Source organism: Alteromonas stellipolaris (genome assembly GCF_001562115.1).
Taxonomy (GTDB): Bacteria; Pseudomonadota; Gammaproteobacteria; order Enterobacterales; family Alteromonadaceae; genus Alteromonas; species Alteromonas stellipolaris.
Genome location: NZ_CP013926.1, coordinates 3,011,251 through 3,029,793, shown reverse-complemented (window position 1 = coordinate 3,029,793; position 18,543 = coordinate 3,011,251). Strand labels below are relative to the sequence as shown.

The following is an 18,543-nucleotide window of genomic DNA, read 5'->3' as shown; positions in this document are numbered from 1 at the left end:
GGTTTACGAAACTTTAATCGTTTCTCTTGAATCTCATTCAATAAGCTCCCATAACTAATGCATAGGGTATTTTGACATTATTAGGGTTTAGCCATGCGATTAGACAGATTCACCAATAAGTTCCAACTTGCCATTTCGGATGCTCAATCTTTAGCGCTAGGGCGCGATCATCAATATATTGAACCTGTACATTTAATGACGGCTTTGCTGAATCAGCAAGGCGGCTCGGTGCGCCCCGTACTCGACCAAGCTAATGTAAATGTGAATGCGCTGCGCTCGGCGTTAAGTGAAGCGGTTGACCGTATTGCTAGCGTAGATGGCATTGGCGGAGATGTGCAGCTAAGTAAACAAAGTGGCATTTTGCTTAACCTTTGCGACAAAATCGCTCAGCAGCGTAAAGATGAATATATTACTTCTGAAATTTTCGTGCTTGCCGCTATTCAAGATAACGGTCGGTTAGGCGAAATTTTAAAGCAGCTTAACATTACCAAAGATAACGTAGAAAACGCTATCGATTCCATGCGAGGCGGGCAAACTGTAAACGATCCTAATGCAGAAGACGTGCGCCAAGCATTGGAAAAATTCACCACCGATTTAACCGAGCGCGCAGAACAAGGCAAGTTAGACCCTGTTATCGGTCGCGACGATGAAATCCGTCGTGCAGTGCAGGTTTTGCAACGTAGAACTAAAAATAACCCCGTGTTAATCGGTGAGCCTGGGGTAGGTAAAACCGCCATTGTTGAAGGCTTAGCTCAGCGTATTATCAACGGTGAAGTACCAGAGGGCCTTAAGAATAAACGGGTACTTTCCCTTGATATGGGGGCGCTGGTGGCGGGCGCAAAATATCGCGGAGAATTTGAAGAACGCCTTAAAGCTGTACTCAATGAATTGGCTAAAGAAGAAGGCCGCGTTATTTTATTTGTCGACGAACTGCACACTATGGTTGGTGCCGGAAAAGGCGACGGTGCTATGGATGCGGGGAATATGTTAAAACCCGCGCTGGCACGAGGTGAATTGCACTGTGTGGGCGCCACAACCCTTGATGAATACCGCCAATATATTGAAAAAGATGCAGCCCTTGAACGCCGATTCCAAAAAGTCTTGGTTGATGAACCGAGTGTAGAAGACACTATTGCTATATTACGTGGGTTGAAAGAGCGTTATGAGCTGCATCACTCGGTAGATATTACTGACCCCGCCATTGTCGCAGCGGCCAGTTTATCTCACCGATATATCAGCGATAGGCAACTTCCTGATAAAGCTATTGATTTGATTGATGAAGCAGCGTCGAGTATTCGCATTCAAATTGATTCAAAGCCTGAAGATATGGACAGGTTAGAGCGCCGTATTATTCAATTGAAATTAGAAGAGCAAGCGCTTGCCAAAGAAACCGATGATGCCAGTCATAAACGATTAGAAATGATTGAGTTAGAGCGTGAGCAAGCTGAAACTAAATATAATGACTTTGAAAAAGTATGGCTTGATGAAAAAGAAGCCATGCAAGGTACGCAGACTATTAAGTCGTCTCTAGAGCAAGCGAAACTCGATTTAGAAATTGCGCGAAGAGCGTCTGACTTAAATCGTATGTCGGAGCTACAATACGGTAGAATTCCTGAGTTAGAAGCTAAGCTTGAACGGGCCTCTGAAAATGAAACCCGAGAAACTAAGCTGGTGAAAAACAAAGTTACCGATGTTGAAATTGCCGATGTATTGTCCCGTTGGACGGGAATTCCAGTGGCCAAAATGCTGGAAGGCGAGCGTGACAAACTACTTAAGATGGAAGATGTACTACATAAGCGCGTAGTAGGGCAGGGTGAAGCGGTTGAGGCTGTGTCTAACGCAATCAGGCGCTCTCGTGCTGGTCTTGCGGATCCTAATCGTCCTATTGGCTCCTTTCTGTTCTTAGGTCCAACAGGGGTTGGGAAAACTGAGTTATGTAAAGCATTGGCCGGTTTCATGTTCGACACTGAAGATGCCATGGTGCGTATTGATATGTCGGAATTTATGGAACGTCACTCTGTGGCCCGTTTAGTTGGAGCGCCTCCTGGTTATGTTGGGTATGAAGAAGGCGGCTATTTAACTGAAGCGGTGCGCAGAAAGCCTTATTCAGTTATTTTGCTCGACGAAGTAGAAAAAGCACACCCTGATGTTTTTAATATCTTACTACAGGTATTAGACGACGGTCGCTTAACCGATGGGCAAGGTCGCACAGTTGATTTCAAAAACACCGTAGTGATCATGACATCCAACTTAGGCTCTGACATTATTCAAACGCAACATGAAGAAAGTCAGTACGAAGAAATGAAAGCGTCAGTAATGTCGGTGGTAGGGCAGCATTTCCGCCCTGAGTTTATCAACCGAGTTGATGACATTGTGGTATTCCACCCACTTGGCAAAGACGAAATTAAATCAATCGCCAAAATTCAACTGGCAGCACTGCGTGCTAGATTAGTAGAAAAAGGCTACAAGCTTAATTTATCTGGCGCAGCTATGGATAAACTTGCTGATGCTGGCTTCGATCCTGTATACGGTGCACGGCCACTTAAACGGGCGATTCAGGTTCATATAGAAAATCCACTCGCACAAAAGTTACTTTCAGGTGATTTGGTGCCAGATTCTGTTATTAGAATAGATGTAGATAATGAAAAGCTAGTGATTTCAAATCAGTGATTAATTAGCTATGCCGCGAAAATGAACGTGTAGATAAAACAAAGCCACACATCTTGGTAGATAGTGTGGCTTTTTTATATAAAGTAAAAGAGTTAACGAGGGTAATTAAAGACTATCGAGCAGGCTTTGTGCTTCAGGGCGCTTAAAGAAAGGCCGTTCCACATTTACCGCAAACGTTAGCTCTTCTTTTGCTTCTTCGATTCTGCCTAACTTCGCCAATGTATAACCAAGGTGATAGCGAATGTTAGGATCGTTGGCATCTCGGGCAAAGGCGTCGCGCAACATTTTAAGGCTGGTTTCATATTGTCCTTGTTGTGCTTTCAACCAGCCAAATGTATCAAGAATTTTAGAAGATGAAGGGTCGAGTTCATAAGCTCTGGTAATAGACCTTTCTGCGTTTTCAATACTTTCCGCGCTTCCTAATCCCATTTCCATTGCCATAATGGCTAGCCTATTGTAAGCCTGCGCAGGGCTTGGTGTTTCGGGTATTCGAACTAGCTCATTGTACAAGGTTGTTGATTCCTCAAAATCACGAATGAAATAGAGATATTGAGCAAGTAAGCTTTTGGCCAGAAGGTTATTTGGGTTTTGCTTGATAATCGCCTCTGACTCTTCAATGAATGTGTCTACATAGCGTTCATTTAGGGCGTAGTTGTAAATAGCAATTAGCGGCGGAGCGAAATTACTATCTAGCTTAAGGGCTTGTCGATAAGCATCAAGGGCTTGGTCATCACGATTTTCAGCGGCTAATGCTCTACCTTTCAGTAACCAATAATTGGCATTACCCTGCTGTGCTGCCGCGATAGAAGCAAGTAGGGCATTTGCGTCGTTAACTTTTTCTAGCTGCAATAGAAGCCGTACGTGAGCGAGGGCTATAATTGAAGAATTTGGTTCAGCTAATTGTGCCTTTTGCATTGCAGCCAAGGCTCTATCTTCTTCGTTTATTGACAATAATTGTTCACTCAAACGAAGTAACCTAGAAGCGTCTTGCGCAATAAAGTTCTCAACAATATTTAGCGTTTTTCTAGCGGCATCATAATCTTTTAACGCAACTAACAACCCGGCTTTAGTGAGAAGGTAATCAGGATTGTCGAATTCATCTTTAATTAGCCTATCTAAGTGATACAAAGCGCTTTTACTATCACCTTCACGTTGGTAAATAGCTACCAACCGTTCCTTGGCTGCTACGTTTTGAGGTGTTAGCGTAAGTATATCAAGGTAAATTTGCTTTGCTTCTTGTGTCCTGCCAAGGCGAGTCAAGTTGTGCGCTTTAAGTAGTAATGTTTCGTTATGTTTTGGTGATAGTGTAAGTAACTCTTCAACGAGTTGTGACGATGTTTCTATATTACCCAACCGGCTTTCCGTAGCAGCCAAATTGAACTTTGCCGGAAACAATGCTGGGCTAATTGCCAACGCTTTTTCAATCTTGCTTTTCGCCTCGGCTAACTGGCCTTGACGAATAAGAATACCTGCTTGCAAATTATAAACTTCAGCATCCTCAGGGAATTTATCGGCAAGTAGCTCCGCACTGCGAAGTGCTTTGTCGTAACGTGCAGCTTGAAGGTTCATTAATGCGTAGGTAAAAAGATAAGAAGGGCTGTCTTTGTAGTTAGAAAAATTTTGTTCAAGGATCGTTAAGGCTTTTTCTTGCTGGCCTCTTGCTGCCATTAATCTAATTTTAAATAACTGTAACTTACTTTCCGACGGGTAACGTTTTTCTAATTGCTGCAACAACCTTTCAGCTTTAAAGGCTTTATTCTGCTTAATAAACAAATCGCCTAAAATTAGCGCCGAGTCTGGATTCTCCAGCAATACTTCTTGATAACGTTCTAACAGAAGTAGGGCTTGCTTGCCTTGTTGAGTAGAGAGATAAACCTGAGACAGCATCATTACCGCTTGAATATCATCAGGTTCATTCTGTAGGTAGCTTGTGAAATCTTTTGCTGCCTTTTCCATATTGTTATTGAAGAAGTTTGTAAGTCCACTTATGTATAGCAACATGGGCTGAGAGGCAATTATTTCAGGATCTAGCTGGCTCATAAATTCATTGAGCTGAAGTAGTTGCTCGTTATCGATAGCCGTCTCGGTATCACGGCTTTGCAACCAGCTATTTAATAAAATGGCAAGAGGGTCGTTGGGGGTATCTTCTATAATTTCATCTACAAATAACTTCGCTTGGTTATAGTCTTTTGCCTGTAGATAAAGATCAACAAGATTCCTAAGTGCAATAGGATCTTCTCGATTAAATGACAATGCGGTTTGCAGATATTCAGTAGCCGCTTTGGTATTTCCCTCGCGATAGGCTAACTGCCCTTTTAAGCGCCAGGTGATGGCATTTTCATTTTCTATATTCTCGGCGTCTTTAATAAGCTTGCGGGCCAGCGATAAATTATCTTTCTGAAGTGCAATAGAAGCTAGCCCATTAATAGCGGGAACATAGCGAGGGGTATCGGATAGTATATCTGAATAATCAGATTCAGCACATGCTAAGTCATCCAATCGTATACATGCAGTGGCACGAATTTGCAGCCAGGCTCGGTTGCTTTCTTTCGTAAGTTTACTGGTTTGATTGAAGTTTACGATGTCTGTGTATTTGTTAAGAAAGAGCCAAGTATTTCCCAATGGTTCCGCGAGCAAGTTTATATCTGCTCCCATCTCTATTGCCTCTACGAACTCAAGTTCTGCTGCATTTAAATACCCGTTAATGAGAAGTATTTTTCCCATCAGAATTTTGGCTGCTAAGTTCTCAGGATCTTTTTTTAAGCTATTTTTCAGGTGAATGTAGGTTTCGTTATACTTATCTGCGTTAAATGCAGTAAGTGCTTTTTCATAATCCTCTGAAGTTGTAGCATGAGCTGTGCTTAAAAAACTTCCGGCGAATGCCGAAGCCAATATTGCCGAGGCTAATGTAGAACGCCATATACGAGAACGTCCAGTTCCTAAATTCATTATTAATTTATCCTGCTAACTGCCATAAAAAAAGGTGGCCAAAGCCACCTTCTAAAGATACGTGTTTTTTTATTATTTTGAAACTATTACGCAGCGCGATTTCTACGCCATACAAGAATAGCAAAACTCATTAGCATCAAGCCAAAAACGCCAGGTTCATGAACTTCAGCAACTGGCGGTGGCGTGCCTTCGGTAAAATCAATAGAAGTAATTTTAAATCCATCATTGTACATTGATGCACCATCAACAGCGCCAAACACGGTGTTATAGGCGCCAACTAACCAATACTTAGCCGAGTTAACGAGTTCAAGCTCACCAGTGGTATAGCTGTAAGACCCCGTTTTAGTAATATTAAATGAACTTGAAACTGCACCAGCAATAATTTCAGACCAAGTACTTGATGCACCTTCGAGTAAGCCTAGCTGACTGTTATTCAATGCAGCAATTGAAACCTGTTGGTCAGAGCCATTATTGTTTGCCCATCCAAAGTCAATGCTATCGAGTGTCACATCTGAATCAAATGAGAATAAGACGAAATCAAAATCAGCGTATGCAATTCCAGCGCTTGAGTTTTCGCCATTCCAATAATAGTTATCAATAGAGTGGTCAGGGCTCGTTGATCCTTCACCATCTTGATTCAAAACACCATAGCCGTAAAAGCTAGATACTTCGTAAGGCGAAGCGGTTTTTACGATGTTATCAAAGTCTTCAGGGTCTGAACTGTTACCTGTATCAGACCAGCCCGTCAGCGTAATATTAACACCACCAATCGTTACCCCAGTAGAAGAGGTTACTACAGACTCATCAAAATCAGTTAGATCGTAATAGCCTTCAGCAAGAGAGCTATCGACAGGGGACGATGTACCGCTATCTCTGTCACCGCGACTACCGCCTGCAAAAACGGGTGCGCTTAATGTTGATAAAACCGTTAAAGATATTAAAATTTTACGTAAATACGGCATGGCTATACTTCCACTTTTAAACTAAACTTCTCTATTAAGTGGAGTTAAGCATTATTCATGCCGCATCTTTAAGTTGCTGTTTTTTATATTTTTATTTTTCGCTTGCCCTTTGGCAGTAAAAATAACTGACAGATAAGACCTTCCGAGTGTAGTCTAAAGTAGCACTTTCTACGTAGAGCGCTGCGTGTTTTTTCTACGCCAAGCGACAACGAATACACCGGCAAGTAATAAGCCTAGTGTTGTTGGCTCACTGACTTCAGTTGACGGCGCTGGTGGGCTCTCATTCGCGATAGAAAATCCAACGCTTGAAAGTTTAAATGCATCATTGCCAACATAACCGCCAATATTTCCAAAAACGGTATTGTAAGCTCCGATTAACCAATATTGGGATGTGTCAGAGATTTCGAAATCTGCACGATGCTCTACATAATCACAATTTTCAATATCATATGATGCTGTAGTTAGTGCATCCGCAACAATGTCGTTCCAAGTCTGACTACCTGAGGTTAAGCCTGAAATAGAGTCTAGTGCGGCGACCGATACTTGGGAGTCGCTGTTGCTGTAAATCCACGAAAAGCTTGCCCCTGAAACGGTAACAGCTTGGTCGAATGATAACAAAACGAAATCAAAGTCTGTCACGTTTCCGTTTACTTTATTCACATTGTCTATCGCGTGGTCGGGGTTGTAGTACGTTTCCCAATCATCATTGGTTACGCCATACCCATAGTAATCAGATATCTTTTCTAACTTCGCATCTACAACGATGTCATCTTTATTGCCGTACGTGTCGGACCAAGCCGAGACAGAGATATTTACGCCGCCTACTGTTATATTACTGCTGAAAGGATCCGTACCTGATTGAACGCCGTCGTCTACGAGATCATAGATATTTTCGCCCAACGCTGATTCACATAAATCCGTATTAGATGAACCGCTATTTGAACTGCATCCTGAGTAGTCTGAATTATGCCATTTGCTCGAACCTGCTTCAGCATTTGAAAGTGGCAATAAGGTTAAACCAATAAAGCCCGCGGTAAGTATTGATACATTAAGTAAACGCATTTTAACTAAACCTTCCTTAATTTTATAAAGGTGTAGTTCGTACGATATTTAACTCTTTTATAGATAGAGTAGATTTCGTGAACTTCAACATGATTAATGGATAATAACTGAACAGACGATGTGCTTAAGTATATAAGCTTATACCTAGTTATTTTGGTCTGCTTTTTCTTGCGTGGTGAATGTTATCTATGCGTCAGCTATGAACTATGAAATAATTAACGCAGTAATTTATGTACATATGAGGACTTATGTCTGAACAAAAGCGAAAAGGGATTTATCTTCTTCCCAATCTATTGACCACTGCTGGGCTATTTTCAGGCTTCTTCGCAGTAGTGTCTTCAATGACAGGAAGATTTGAAGCAGCAGCCGTAGCTATATTTGTTGCTATGGTTTTTGATGGATTAGATGGTCGAGTTGCGCGTATGACAAATACGCAAAGCGATTTTGGTGCTGAATATGACTCGATGGCCGATATGGTGTCATTCGGTATGGCGCCCGCATTGGTGGCATACAACTGGGGCTTAACTGAACTCGGTAAGTTCGGTTGGTTAGCTGCCTTTGTTTATGTGGCAGGTGCCGCTTTACGTTTAGCACGATTTAATACACAGGTTGGTATTGCCGATAAACGTTTCTTCCAAGGTTTGGCAAGCCCGGCTGCAGCAGCGGTAGTTGCTGGCTTAGTATGGGTAGGCGTTGAATATGATGCTGTAGGTACAGACTACGGAATTATAGTTGCATTAGTGACTGGTTTCGCTGGCTTACTAATGGTAAGTAACTTCAAATACAATTCATTCAAGGAATTGAACTGGCATGGGAAGGTTCCCTTCGTAGGGCTGCTCATTGTGCTACTTATATTTGTAGTGGTTGCAACAGAGCCTGCTTTAGTACTGTTTATTGTATTTTCTCTTTATGCACTAGCGGGCCCGATTAATACTTTCAGGACCGTTGATAAAGTCACATTGAACGACGTGGTAGGTGAACAAGAAGAAGATGCAGACTTTAATGCCGATGCTAATAGTGCTAATGATACTGTTGACAGTAGCGAAGGGAAGCAAGACGAAGAGTCATCTAATAAAGTGTAAAAACACGCCTTTCGAAAACGAAACGCGTAGAATGCGCATCCGCTTCGAAGAGAAGCGCTCATCGAAAAGGCAACGGCCGTTCGGGTGAGGTGAGGAAGTCTAAGCAACTATATGTAGTGTTAGTCCTCCTTGCGCAAAAACAGAATGCTTCGCATTATGATTTTTGCACGATAGTTCTTTAACAATTTATAACAAGACAATCTGTGTGGGCACTCATTAAGAGTGTCACACAACGACGATTCATATTCGATATATTTATTTAATTGAAGAGTTTGATCATGGCTCAGATTGAACGCTGGCGGCAGGCCTAACACATGCAAGTCGAACGGAAACATGTCTAGCTTGCTAGATGATGTCGAGTGGCGGACGGGTGAGTAATGCTTGGGAACTTGCCTTTGCGAGGGGGATAACAGTTGGAAACGACTGCTAATACCGCATAATGTCTTCGGACCAAACGGGGCTTCGGCTCCGGCGCAAAGAGAGGCCCAAGTGAGATTAGCTAGTTGGTGAGGTAAAGGCTCACCAAGGCAACGATCTCTAGCTGTTCTGAGAGGAAGATCAGCCACACTGGGACTGAGACACGGCCCAGACTCCTACGGGAGGCAGCAGTGGGGAATATTGCACAATGGGGGAAACCCTGATGCAGCCATGCCGCGTGTGTGAAGAAGGCCTTCGGGTTGTAAAGCACTTTCAGTTGTGAGGAAAAGTTAGTAGTTAATACCTGCTAGCCGTGACGTTAACAACAGAAGAAGCACCGGCTAACTCCGTGCCAGCAGCCGCGGTAATACGGAGGGTGCGAGCGTTAATCGGAATTACTGGGCGTAAAGCGCACGCAGGCGGTTTGTTAAGCTAGATGTGAAAGCCCCGGGCTCAACCTGGGACGGTCATTTAGAACTGGCAGACTAGAGTCTTGGAGAGGGGAGTGGAATTCCAGGTGTAGCGGTGAAATGCGTAGATATCTGGAGGAACATCAGTGGCGAAGGCGACTCCCTGGCCAAAGACTGACGCTCATGTGCGAAAGTGTGGGTAGCGAACAGGATTAGATACCCTGGTAGTCCACACCGTAAACGCTGTCTACTAGCTGTTTGTGACTTTAAGTCGTGAGTAGCGAAGCTAACGCGATAAGTAGACCGCCTGGGGAGTACGGCCGCAAGGTTAAAACTCAAATGAATTGACGGGGGCCCGCACAAGCGGTGGAGCATGTGGTTTAATTCGATGCAACGCGAAGAACCTTACCTACACTTGACATGTTGAGAAGTTACCAGAGATGGTTTCGTGCCTTCGGGAACTCAAACACAGGTGCTGCATGGCTGTCGTCAGCTCGTGTCGTGAGATGTTGGGTTAAGTCCCGCAACGAGCGCAACCCTTGTCCTTAGTTGCCAGCATTTAGTTGGGCACTCTAAGGAGACTGCCGGTGACAAACCGGAGGAAGGTGGGGACGACGTCAAGTCATCATGGCCCTTACGTGTAGGGCTACACACGTGCTACAATGGCATATACAGAGGGATGCGAGACAGTGATGTGGAGCGGACCCCTTAAAGTATGTCGTAGTCCGGATTGGAGTCTGCAACTCGACTCCATGAAGTCGGAATCGCTAGTAATCGCAGGTCAGAATACTGCGGTGAATACGTTCCCGGGCCTTGTACACACCGCCCGTCACACCATGGGAGTGGGATGCAAAAGAAGTAGTTAGTTTAACCTTCGGGAGAACGATTACCACTTTGTGTTTCATGACTGGGGTGAAGTCGTAACAAGGTAACCCTAGGGGAACCTGGGGTTGGATCACCTCCTTACCATGTCGATGGTGACATTGTTAGTGTAGTGCCTACACAGATTGTTTTGTTATTAAATGAAGAACGACACGAAGTTTTTTGTAGTTATACAGAAAATGGGGCTATAGCTCAGCTGGGAGAGCGCCTGCCTTGCACGCAGGAGGTCAGCAGTTCGATCCTGCTTAGCTCCACCACTACAGGCTTGTAGCTCAGCTGGTTAGAGCGCACCCCTGATAAGGGTGAGGTCGGCAGTTCAAGTCTGCCCAAGCCTACCATTTACCTTCACTTGCTTTGCAAGTGGTCGTAAAAAATCCGCTTAACCGGAAGCGGAGCTTCCTGACGGTTTTTCTACTCGCTAAAGTTAGCGGTAGTTATGAATCAACTTAGAAAGCTTGTTTTTGTGTCATGTTGGACCATGAATCCTAATGAATTTTTACTCGAATGAGTAAGCATTGATTAGGGTTTTTTACTCTAAGGAAGAAAGTAATGCTTTTAGCATGAAATATCCAACGTTCTTTAACAATTTGGAAAGCTGATATTTAATTAGTAAATCAATCAAACGAAAGACGTACTTACTACTCTACTTGACTTGAATTGCTTGTTATCAATCTTAATTTGATAGCAAGGCAATTTCACGATTAGCTTGTCATGCATACAACTGAGTTAGATCTCATCCAGTCCTGATTTCAAAAGGCGGGAGAGCTCTTCGCTCAATCATTGTTTTAATATCACTTCGGTGTGTATTAGCGCAATGGGCGAGGTAACAGTTTCTAGTCGACTAAATCGACGCGTAAGCGAAGGCACATACTTTTAGTATGTAACTGAGCGAACGAGGAAAATTTAGGAAGAATAGGAAGTGTTAACGAAGGCCATTTGGGGACTAAGCGTATACGGTGGATGCCTTGGCAGTTAGAGGCGATGAAGGACGTGTAAGTCTGCGAAAAGCTGTGGTGAGCCGACAAAATGCATTTGAGCCACAGATGTCCGAATGGGGAAACCCACCTATTTATAGGTATCGTTACATGAATATATAGTGTAACGAGGCGAACGAGGGGAACTGAAACATCTAAGTACCCTTAGGAAAAGAAATCAACCGAGATTCCCCTAGTAGCGGCGAGCGAACGGGGATTAGCCCTTAAGCAATTATGAACGTAGTGGAAGCCTCTGGGAAGTGGCGCGATACAAGGTGATAGCCCTGTACACGAAGTGTTTGTTTTTGTGAAATCGAGTAGGTCGGGACACGTGTTATCTTGACTGAATATGGGGGGACCATCCTCCAAGGCTAAATACTCCTAACTGACCGATAGTGAACCAGTACCGTGAGGGAAAGGCGAAAAGAACCCCTGTGAGGGGAGTGAAATAGAACCTGAAACCGTATACGTACAAGCAGTGGGAGCCCCATCACTAAGTGCCTTTAGTGATGTGACTCACAAAGTGCAACCGTTTGATAAGCGCGTAACGTTGACCTGCGAAGCAGCCAACGGTAAACCGCCAAAAATCAAGCAGGGTGCTTAGTGATGGGGTGACTGCGTACCTTTTGTATAATGGGTCAGCGACTTATATTTAGTAGCAAGGTTAAGCGAATAGCGGAGCCGTAGCGAAAGCGAGTGTTAACTGCGCGTTTAGTTGCTAGGTATAGACCCGAAACCCGGTGATCTAGCCATGGGCAGGTTGAAGGTTGAGTAACATCAACTGGAGGACCGAACCCACTAACGTTGAAAAGTTAGGGGATGACTTGTGGCTGGGGGTGAAAGGCCAATCAAACCGGGAGATAGCTGGTTCTCCCCGAAATCTATTTAGGTAGAGCCTCGGACGAATTCCATTGGGGGTAGAGCACTGTTAAGGCTAGGGGGTCATCCCGACTTACCAACCCTTTGCAAACTCCGAATACCAATGAGAACTATCCGGGAGACACACGGCGGGTGCTAACGTCCGTCGTGAAGAGGGAAACAACCCAGACCGCCAGCTAAGGTCCCAAAATATTGCTAAGTGGGAAACGATGTGGGAAGGCATAGACAGCTAGGAGGTTGGCTTAGAAGCAGCCACCCTTTAAAGAAAGCGTAATAGCTCACTAGTCGAGTCGGCCTGCGCGGAAGATGTAACGGGGCTAAGCAATATACCGAAGCTGCGGATACGTGTTTACACGTATGGTAGGGGAGCGTTGTGTAAGTGGATGAAGGTGGATTGAGAAGTCTGCTGGACATATCACAAGTGCGAATGCTGACATGAGTAACGATAATGGGAGTGAAAAACTCCCACGCCGGAAGACCAAGGTTTCCTGTCCCATGCTAATCAGGGCAGGGTAAGTCGGCCCCTAAGGCGAGGCAGAAATGCGTAGTCGATGGGAAACGGATTAATATTTCCGTACTTATATAATCAGTGATGGAGGGACGGAGAAGGCTAAGCAAGCTTGGCGTTGGTTGTCCAAGTGAAAGCAAGTAGGCCGAGTGTTTAGGTAAATCCGGACGCTTAAAGCTGAGATGCGAGACGAGCTACTACGGTAGTGAAGTTGTTGATGCCCTGCTTCCAGGAAAAGCTTCTAAACTTATGATTATATAAACCGTACCCCAAACCGACACAGGTGGTCAGGTAGAGAATACTAAGGCGCTTGAGAGAACTCGGGTGAAGGAACTCGGCAAAATTGTACCGTAACTTCGGGAGAAGGTACGCCCTTGTTTGTGATAGGACTTGCTCCTTGAGCAGATGAGGGCCGCAGTGACCAGGTGGCTGGGACTGTTTATTAAAAACACAGCACTCTGCTAACTCGCAAGAGGACGTATAGGGTGTGACACCTGCCCGGTGCCGGAAGGTTAATTGATGGGGTTATCTTCGGAGAAGCTCTTGATCGAAGCCCCGGTAAACGGCGGCCGTAACTATAACGGTCCTAAGGTAGCGAAATTCCTTGTCGGGTAAGTTCCGACCTGCACGAATGGTGTAACCATGGCCACGCTGTCTCCACCCGAGACTCAGTGAAATTGAAATCGCAGTGAAGATGCTGTGTACCCGCACCTAGACGGAAAGACCCCGTGAACCTTTACTACAGCTTGGCACTGAACATTGAACCTACATGTGTAGGATAGGTGGGAGGCTTCGAAGCACAGTCGCTAGATTGTGTGGAGCCGTCCTTGAAATACCACCCTTGTATGTTTGATGTTCTAACATTGGTCCCTTATCGGGATTATGGACAGTGTCTGGTGGGTAGTTTGACTGGGGCGGTCTCCTCCCAAATAGTAACGGAGGAGCACGAAGGTTAGCTAATCACGGTCGGACATCGTGAGGTTAGTGCAATGGCATAAGCTAGCTTAACTGCGAGACAGACACGTCGAGCAGGTACGAAAGTAGGTCATAGTGATCCGGTGGTTCTGTATGGAAGGGCCATCGCTCAACGGATAAAAGGTACTCCGGGGATAACAGGCTGATACCGCCCAAGAGTTCATATCGACGGCGGTGTTTGGCACCTCGATGTCGGCTCATCACATCCTGGGGCTGAAGTCGGTCCCAAGGGTATGGCTGTTCGCCATTTAAAGTGGTACGCGAGCTGGGTTTAGAACGTCGTGAGACAGTTCGGTCCCTATCTGGTGTGGGCGTTGGATGATTGATGGGAGCTGCTCCTAGTACGAGAGGACCGGAGTGGACGAACCGCTGGTGTTCGGGTTGTCATGCCAATGGCATTGCCCGGTAGCTACGTTCGGAACGGATAACCGCTGAAAGCATCTAAGCGGGAAGCCGGCCCAAAGATGAGTCATCCCTGACTTTTAAAGTCCGGAAGGGTTGTTATAGACGATGACGTTGATAGGCAGGATGTGGAAGCGTTGTAAGGCGTTAAGCTAACCTGTACTAATTGCCCGAGAGGCAGAGGCTTTATATCTTGAGTGTTGTAAGACAAAGCTGATTAAAGCAACGAGAGTAGTAGTACTCAGTGCTCAAAAGATTGATTACGTGAATATCAGAATTCCTAAATTGTTAATTATTAAAGTAATATGGACTAAATAAGTCGGTATTACGCAAACTAACGTTTGCAAAAGTTTTTGCTTGGCAGCCATAGCGATACGGTACCACCTGATCCCATTCCGAACTCAGAAGTGAAACGTATTAGCGGCGATGGTAGTGTGGGGTTTCCCCATGTGAGAGTAGCACACTGCCAAGCTCCCATTCGAAGAAAGCCCTTATCGTATGATAAGGGCTTTTTTTATGTCTAATAGAAAATAATATTAGCAGTTACGCCGTAGTAAAAAACTGAGCGTACTGCAGGTCCTCCTTGCGCGCTCATTCCAAAAAAGCATCATGATTCTGCACCCAGTGGTATATGAGCCACCGAACTCTGAAGTGAAACGTATTAGCGCATGCCGAGACTCGGCGGCCAGTAACTGGCGTGGGGATAGTGCGGGGTTCCGGTGACCGGCCCAGCCAGTGTGGCCCAGCTAGTGTGGCCCAGCCCCATGGGACAACGTGCAAGCCATGAAATGGTTGCCAGAGTTAGCACGGGGTGGCCCTCCACACTGCCATAGTTCGTTGTGAAGCAATCCCATTCGAAGAAATTGCTTCACAACGATTGCTTCACAACGATTGCTTCACAACGATTGCTTCACAACGATTGCTTCACAACGATTGCTTCACAACGATTGCTTCACAACGAAGCCTATCCTAACGGATAGCCTTTTTTTATGCTTGTAAGAAAGTGAACAGGCAATAAAAAGCCCCGCAGGGGCGGGGCTTAAACTAGGCGACTATTAATTAGTGTTACTGACCCATTGTCTTAATTTCTTCAAAATATCTACGGTATTCCATACGCGTAATAAGTTCGTTGCCATCTTTATCCATGGTCATGAAGTCACCTTTTATACCAGCGCTTTCAATTTCACGTTTAGATAGTTCACCATCTTTATTGGCATCGGCTTCATCGAATCGCATATTCGCAGCATCCGTAACTTCTGTGCGTGATGTCTTCTTCTTTTCACTGATTACAGCACCCGTTTCGCTCATAGCATCACCGTGTTTCATCGAGTGTTGTGTGTCGCTAGTTTTCATTTCAGAACGCATTTCTTTATTTTGTTCACTAATTACATCGCCGTCTGCGCCAATAGAATCTTTTTTAGACATGGCGGAGGTTTTGTACATTGATTCATGGCTTGCACTGGTTTTCATTTGTGTGCGCAGTTCTTTATTTTTTTCGCTAATGACATCGCCATCTGTGCCCATAGCCTCTTTCTCGTCCATGGGTTGATGTATTACACCAGCTTTGTCGTCGTGGTTTGCTTTCTCTTTAACAACAAGTTCGTCAGTAAACCTTTCAGGTTTCGCCTTAATGTAGGCAGTAAACTCAGAGTGGTTAATCATATCATCGCCGTCTGAATCTATTTTAGACATAGTCTCCTCGGTAATACTTCCCTCAACCTCTTCCTTTGAAAGCATACCGTCGCCATTTGCATCTAGTGCCTCAAAGTCTGAGGTTATTCTAGATTCATGATGGGCAGCGAAAGCAGAAGTAGACATTACTGCGCCAATAACCATTGCTAACGTTAGCTTTTTCATAATAAATTCCTTCTTTTGCATCTGTAATGCTTTGGGTTAAACATGAGAAGTGAATGTCAAAACCGTTTTTGGTATAAATGACTATCAGAAGGCACGAAGGTATTTTCATGCCCTTACTCCTACATATCTCTATTCCTATTTCGAAAATCACATTATTTCTTTCCAGATTTATGATTCATACTTTGTGCCAAGCATTAACGTTATGATTTAAATGGTCTTTTCTTTGTTTGCCATATTGAGTTAGGTAAATAAAGTGTTAAAAAGACACATGCTGTGAAAAATATGCACTGTGCTATATGTCCCAGATATTCCCGCTTAAACGTAGTTCATCCTACTTAATTGATTCGAGATTTAACCTTCCCGCTATAAGATTTACCATTTAAATCATAATGTTAAGTCGTAAGGTAACCAGAAGGTTTAATTCGAAAATTTTACGTAATCTTTGTTCCATCAATACAGCCCAGAGCTAGGGGATAAGGAATGTTTTCAACAATGCTTAGTAAAAATAGCAATAAAAAACCCACAGAAAAGCTTTTTAACTTTTACCAGGATTCTTCACTTTCGCGCATGATTAATTTTCTCAATGAAGCAGTTGTCGTCATAGATGCTAACGGCACTATTGAAATGCTTAACTCTACTTCCGCCTCATTACTGGGAATAGAAAAAGACAAACTGCTAGGACATAACTTACTCGAGTTAGTAATAGATGATACGGGTAAGTTACAAACCTATGTTATTGAGAGCTTAGATGCAGGCCAGCAGGGTTTAATTTCCTCCCCCCCTATGGAAGTTAATCTTCAAGCTGATAAAGGCAACAAAACACAGGTGTGTGTGGAGATGTCGATATCAACGCTACCAGAAGCATTCTCATCGGCTAATACACTGTACCTTTGCATACTCCGCGACCTTACGCTTCACAAGGCCGAGTATGGTTCGTTATTGCACAAAGCTAATACCGACTATTTAACAGGGCTAGCTAACCGCCATCGGTTTGCCGAATACCTTGATAAACAGTGGGATGTTTGCGAGCAAGACGACGTACCGCTAAGTATTATATTTATTGATATCGACCATTTTAAAGACTTCAACGACCAATATGGCCATATAGCTGGAGACAGATGCTTAAAGAGAATAGGGGAAACTATTTCGTTAAGCCTTCCTAATCGCGATACGTTAGCCGCACGCTATGGCGGTGAGGAGTTTGCTTTGGTGTTGCCCCGATGTTCAGCACAGACCGCACAACTGCTGGCCATACGTATTAAGCGACATATATCGCAACTAAGCACTAGGCAGTTTGCGCTATCGCAAGAATCAGAGTTAACGGTAAGCATGGGGGTGGCAACCCAAATGGAGAATCGCTACAGTTCAAAAGAAGGTTTGCTGAATGCCGCTGATACGTTGCTTTATCAGGCTAAATCTCAGGGAAGGGATCAGATTTGCTTTTTGTAAACTGGGAGGGAAGCGGCGCTAGCCGCCTCTCAATCTATGCTAACTCTTCTTATTAATAATTTGAGGATCACACATGAAGTGTTCGCCGGTTTGTTTATCAAGTACCCATACTTCTATGTAGATGTCGTCGGCAACATCGTCACCGTCATCAACACCAATGTGAATGCTGGCATCGGTTTTATCTTCTAAGGTTACATCACCTGGGCTCGTTGCGGTTACCCAACGAAAGGCGTAACGGTCATTTAAAGCGGGCGAAAATTCGATATTCAATTTACGATTAGTATTGCCATCAAATGCAACTGCTTCGGGTGTATAGCGGTAGTAATAACCTTCACCAATTTCCACATGTTTGGCATCGGCAGGCGGCACTTCATCCGGTGCCCAAAGCTGTAAGGTAAAGGTAGCCGTGTTAGTCGCTTCAGTTGAATTTGTTGTTGATGTGGCTTCTTGTGCTAACGTTGAGAAAGAGAGTAGTACCGCTAAAAAAACAATGACTTAAGCAATATCCTACTATTCTTATATATAGACTTCATTTTTATTCCCTTCAAAAATTGAAAATTAAACGCGCTACTTTTAGTAGCGCATAAAAATTATATCAGTATTGTTTGGTGTATAGAAAAGTGAGGTATGAGAGTTTATAGCTCCCATTTATAGTATTAAATTTAAAGAGGCATCAAGACGCTGCCATCATACTACTAGTTTTTTTGTCTGTTTAATATTTGTGGGTCTTGGCTAGTATAAACTGAAGATTTAGGGGCTGTGACCAATTTCATACAAATATTTTCAGTGGTAGCATCCGAATCTACAAATATAATGGTCTGCCCATCTTCAGTTATACTGTAATTCAAATCATTGTCTAAATCTCCAGAAACGAGTGGGCCTACAAATTGCAGCTCGCTAGAGTCTTCTCTTAATGTGTACAAGATGAGGGTGTTTGATTCAGTTACCGTTAAAGTACCAGAAGTAGGGTTACCTGATGTATCGTAAATAGTATAGCGTGGTGGGGTTTCTTCGGTGTTAACGGAAACCGTGAATTGAAATATTGGTGATGGATTAGACATAACT

The 18,543-nt window shown here is 44.1% G+C and carries 9 protein-coding genes, 2 tRNA genes and 3 rRNA genes; 8 read left to right on the top strand and 6 right to left on the bottom strand.

Translation table 11 applies throughout. The features are described 5' to 3' along the window. The first annotated feature begins 93 nt into the window (after positions 1-93). Positions 94-2,670 (top strand): ATP-dependent chaperone ClpB, encoded by a 2,577-nt coding sequence (gene clpB / locus AVL57_RS12895; protein WP_057790740.1) that lies wholly within the window; start codon positions 94-96, stop codon positions 2,668-2,670. Positions 2,671-2,775: 105 nt separating this feature from the next. On the opposite strand, the gene prsT is transcribed toward clpB, so the two are convergent. The 3 genes from prsT to xdp1 (AVL57_RS12880) all read right to left on the bottom strand — a co-directional run bounded on the left by prsT (position 2,776) and on the right by xdp1 (AVL57_RS12880) (position 7,643). Beyond that, complete coding sequence (gene prsT, locus AVL57_RS12890) at positions 2,776-5,619, bottom strand: XrtA/PEP-CTERM system TPR-repeat protein PrsT (RefSeq protein ID WP_057790742.1); 2,844 nt, start codon at positions 5,617-5,619, stop codon at positions 2,776-2,778. A gap of 86 nt (positions 5,620-5,705) precedes the next feature. Next, entirely contained in the window at positions 5,706-6,581 is an 876-nt protein-coding gene (gene xdp1 / locus AVL57_RS12885) for an exosortase-dependent surface protein XDP1 (RefSeq protein ID WP_057790745.1), read from the bottom strand. A 168-nt stretch (positions 6,582-6,749) separates the two neighbouring features. Then, on the bottom strand, positions 6,750-7,643 hold the full coding sequence (xdp1, locus tag AVL57_RS12880) for an exosortase-dependent surface protein XDP1 (protein WP_057790747.1): 894 nt from the start codon (positions 7,641-7,643) through the stop codon (positions 6,750-6,752). A gap of 248 nt (positions 7,644-7,891) precedes the next feature. Between xdp1 (AVL57_RS12880) and pssA the strand changes: the two genes are divergently transcribed. The 6 genes from pssA to rrf all read left to right on the top strand — a co-directional run bounded on the left by pssA (position 7,892) and on the right by rrf (position 14,644). Then, the gene (gene pssA / locus AVL57_RS12875; RefSeq protein WP_057790750.1) at positions 7,892-8,725 is read left to right on the top strand and encodes a CDP-diacylglycerol--serine O-phosphatidyltransferase; all 834 of its coding nucleotides are present in this window, start codon (positions 7,892-7,894) and stop codon (positions 8,723-8,725) included. A gap of 260 nt (positions 8,726-8,985) precedes the next feature. Then, positions 8,986-10,518, top strand: a 16S ribosomal RNA gene (locus tag AVL57_RS12870). 97 nt (positions 10,519-10,615) lie between these two features. Further along, positions 10,616-10,691: transfer RNA gene (locus tag AVL57_RS12865), tRNA-Ala, on the top strand. A gap of 4 nt (positions 10,692-10,695) precedes the next feature. Next, positions 10,696-10,772 (top strand) — tRNA-Ile (locus tag AVL57_RS12860). A 593-nt stretch (positions 10,773-11,365) separates the two neighbouring features. After that, positions 11,366-14,359, top strand: a 23S ribosomal RNA gene (locus tag AVL57_RS12855). Positions 14,360-14,528: 169 nt separating this feature from the next. Beyond that, positions 14,529-14,644: ribosomal RNA gene (gene rrf, locus AVL57_RS12850) — 5S ribosomal RNA — on the top strand. Together the 16S, 23S and 5S rRNA genes with 2 tRNA genes alongside form the textbook arrangement of a ribosomal RNA operon. A 593-nt stretch (positions 14,645-15,237) precedes the next feature. Here the strand turns inward: rrf and AVL57_RS12845 are convergent. Further along, entirely contained in the window at positions 15,238-16,029 is a 792-nt protein-coding gene (locus AVL57_RS12845; protein WP_057790752.1) for an EF-hand domain-containing protein, read from the bottom strand. A 480-nt stretch (positions 16,030-16,509) separates the two neighbouring features. Here AVL57_RS12845 and AVL57_RS12840 point away from each other — a divergent pair, with 480 nt between their 5' ends. Further along, on the top strand, positions 16,510-17,478 hold the full coding sequence (locus tag AVL57_RS12840) for a sensor domain-containing diguanylate cyclase (protein WP_057790754.1): 969 nt from the start codon (positions 16,510-16,512) through the stop codon (positions 17,476-17,478). 39 nt (positions 17,479-17,517) lie between these two features. Here AVL57_RS12840 and AVL57_RS12835 read toward each other — a convergent pair whose 3' ends face one another. After that, positions 17,518-17,847 (bottom strand): hypothetical protein, encoded by a 330-nt coding sequence (locus tag AVL57_RS12835; RefSeq protein ID WP_057790756.1) that lies wholly within the window; start codon positions 17,845-17,847, stop codon positions 17,518-17,520. Between the two features lie 326 nt (positions 17,848-18,173). Next, the gene (locus AVL57_RS12830) at positions 18,174-18,539 is read right to left on the bottom strand and encodes a DP-EP family protein (protein WP_057790759.1); all 366 of its coding nucleotides are present in this window, start codon (positions 18,537-18,539) and stop codon (positions 18,174-18,176) included. Between the last annotated feature and the right edge of the window lie 4 nt (positions 18,540-18,543).

Coding starts and splice junctions, on each gene's coding strand:
- xdp1 (WP_057790747.1), bottom strand. CDS start 7,643: ATGCGTTTACTTAATGTATCAATACTTACCGCGGGCTTTATTGGTTTA.
- pssA (WP_057790750.1), top strand. CDS start 7,892: ATGTCTGAACAAAAGCGAAAAGGGATTTATCTTCTTCCCAATCTATTG.
- prsT (WP_057790742.1), bottom strand. CDS start 5,619: ATGAATTTAGGAACTGGACGTTCTCGTATATGGCGTTCTACATTAGCC.
- xdp1 (WP_057790745.1), bottom strand. CDS start 6,581: ATGCCGTATTTACGTAAAATTTTAATATCTTTAACGGTTTTATCAACA.
- AVL57_RS12840 (WP_057790754.1), top strand. CDS start 16,510: ATGTTTTCAACAATGCTTAGTAAAAATAGCAATAAAAAACCCACAGAA.
- clpB (WP_057790740.1), top strand. CDS start 94: ATGCGATTAGACAGATTCACCAATAAGTTCCAACTTGCCATTTCGGAT.
- AVL57_RS12845 (WP_057790752.1), bottom strand. CDS start 16,029: ATGAAAAAGCTAACGTTAGCAATGGTTATTGGCGCAGTAATGTCTACT.
- AVL57_RS12830 (WP_057790759.1), bottom strand. CDS start 18,539: ATGTCTAATCCATCACCAATATTTCAATTCACGGTTTCCGTTAACACC.